Here is a 2,625-nt window from a genome sequence, read left to right as displayed (position 1 = left end):
GTTATTAATATTGTACTTAAAAGTGCAAGTAGCGGCGGATCTGTAGCTGCAATTTATGGCGCAAATGTAACCGAAATGGACGGCGTACCTCAGCTTGAATCTGTATCTGAGGGTAGCGATGGTAATTTAGCATTTACCGAAGGCGGCGATCGCTCATTAACAGACGGTCAAACATTAACACTTCAAGGTAATATGGGTTTTGAACTGGGTGAAAATGGCTTTTTAAACATCTCAACTGAATACCGCGACCGCCACTCTACAAACCGCTCAGACTACGACCAACGCGAAAACTACGATCGCTTAGATGATGGCTCACTCGACCCTCGTGAACTCACCGTAAACCGTTACAATCATAACTTTGGTAATGGTGACGTAGAAGATTTCTCTGTGTTTTATAACTCAGCTCTACAACTCACTAACGATGCTGAACTCTATTCATTTGGCTCTTACTCTAAACGTGAAGGTGAAGGCGGCGGGTTTTATCGCCGTGCAAGCGACAGCCGTAATATAGAAGAAATTTACCCAGACGGTTTTTTACCGGTGATCACCTCAGATATAAATGACTTTTCATTAGCACTTGGCGTTAAAGGTTTTTTAAGCGAATGGAATTACGATGTATCGGCAGTGTATGGTCAAGATGCATTTGAATTTGGTGTTATAAATAGCTTAAATACATCATACGGCCCTACTAGCCAAACAAGCTTTGATGCCGGCACCCTGACTTACGATCAGCTTACTTTAAACGTAGATTTTAATCGCGAAGTAGATGTAAGCTTTTTAGAAAGCTCGGTAAGTGTTGCTTTTGGTGCAGAGTATCGTACAGAAGGTTACGAAATTGAAGCAGGCGAAGAAGCGTCATACGCACAAGGGACATTTGGCCCAGGTGGTGAGGTTACTGGTGAAGATGGCCCGTTTGGTGCTGCAGGCTCACAAGTATTTCCAGGTTTTACCCCAGAGTCTGAAGGTGACAACAGCCGCCACAATGTTAGCTTTTACATAGATTTAGAAACCTACCTTACAGATAATTGGAACATAGCTGTTGCAGCGCGTTACGAGGATTACTCTGATTTTGGTGATACGCTCAACGGTAAAATTGCAACACGTTATTCGCTCACTGAAGATTTAGCCATTCGTGCATCGGCATCAACAGGTTTTAGAGCGCCTTCATTACAACAGCAATACTTTACATCTGTTGCAACAGTATTTGTTGATGGCGAGCCAACCGAAACAGGTACCTTTGCCCCAAGTAGCGATGTAGCACAAGCCCTTGGCTCACCAGGTCTTGATGCAGAAGAAGCCACTAACTACGGTGTCGGCTTTACGTGGTCTACCGACTTTAACTTCAGCTTATCGGTTGATTACTATCAAATATTAATTGATGACCGTATTGTTTTATCTAACAATTTGTCGGGCGCTGCAATTGAAGAGCTATTAGCAGGCACTGGCGCAACACAAGGTCGTTTTTTCTTAAATGCGATTGATAGTAAAACACGTGGTGTTGATGTAGTTGCTTCGTACAATGTAGCAACCGATGGCTATGGCGATATTGCCTTTAACTTAGGCTACAACTACGGCAAAAACGAAGTGACCAATATTATTGATCCACCAGCAGAGCTACAAGGCGCAGGATTCGATCAAGACAACTTATTCTCAGGCACTGAGCTGCGTCGTTTTGAGGTAAGTACACCCCGTAACAAATACAATTTAAGTGCTACGTGGACTAACGATGATATTCGTACCACGCTTAGAACAACCCGTTACGGCGAAACCCAAGATCCATCATCTACGGCTGAACTAAATGAAGTGCTAAAACCAAAATGGATCACCGACTTAGACATCGGTTACGCGCTTACCAATAACGTATCGTTGAGCGTAGGTGCAAATAACATTTTTGATGTATACCCAGATGCAACACGAGAAAACGTTGAAGAGCTAACAACCTTCTCACGTTTATTTGCTTACTCTAGCTTCTCACCGTATGGATTTAACGGACGCTACGTGTACGGCAAAATAGAAATGAAGTTTTAACTGTACCAAATCATTTAAAATACTTAAAAATACAAAAGCCACCTAATCGGTGGCTTTTTAATGTAAGCTTATAAAATCAATTAGATTTTAGTTAACCAACCGTGCTTATCTTCGCTTCTGCCCCATTGAATATCGTTCAATGCTTGGCGTAAGCGTGCTGTAGTTGGGCCTGGCTCGCCAGTACCTACTTTGTATTCTTTATCGTTATGAATAAACGTACCCACAGCAGTAAGTACCGCAGCAGTGCCCGAAAGTGCAGCCTCTGTACCTGGTTTAGCTGCGCGCTCTAGTAGCTCAGTAACACTAAAGTTACGCTCGCTTACTGTCATACCTAAATCTTTGGCTATGGTTAAAATACTATTACGCGTTACACCATGTAAAAACGTGCTATCAAGCGCTTTAGTAATAATTTCGTTGCCATCAATTAAAATAAAGTTAGCTGCGCCGGTTTCTTGTACATCGCCACCTGGGCAAAATAAAATTTGATCTGCTTGATACTTTTCACGTGCAGCACTAATTGGGGCTAACGCACTGGCGTAGTTACCACCACTTTTAACCATACCCATATGAGGTGCGCAGCGCATGCCGTCTTCTTCT

The 2,625-nt window shown here is 42.9% G+C and carries 2 protein-coding genes; one reads left to right on the top strand and one right to left on the bottom strand.

Going from position 1 to position 2,625, the window contains the following annotated elements; genetic code table 11:
* Positions 1 to 2,028 (top strand): TonB-dependent receptor plug domain-containing protein (locus CWC11_RS20315; protein WP_138684138.1); only part of this gene is annotated, 2,028 nt, incomplete at its 5' end.
* Positions 2,029 to 2,108: 80 nt separating this feature from the next.
* Here CWC11_RS20315 and CWC11_RS20310 read toward each other — a convergent pair.
* Positions 2,109 to 2,625 (bottom strand): aminotransferase class IV (locus CWC11_RS20310; protein ID WP_171038467.1); only part of this gene is annotated, 517 nt, incomplete at its 5' end.

The sequence above is a fragment of the Pseudoalteromonas sp. S3178 genome, from assembly GCF_005886985.1.
Lineage (GTDB): Bacteria > Pseudomonadota > Gammaproteobacteria > Enterobacterales > Alteromonadaceae > Pseudoalteromonas > Pseudoalteromonas carrageenovora.
The sequence above is the reverse complement of the archived record's forward strand: the minus strand, read 5'-3'. Positions and strand labels throughout refer to the sequence as shown.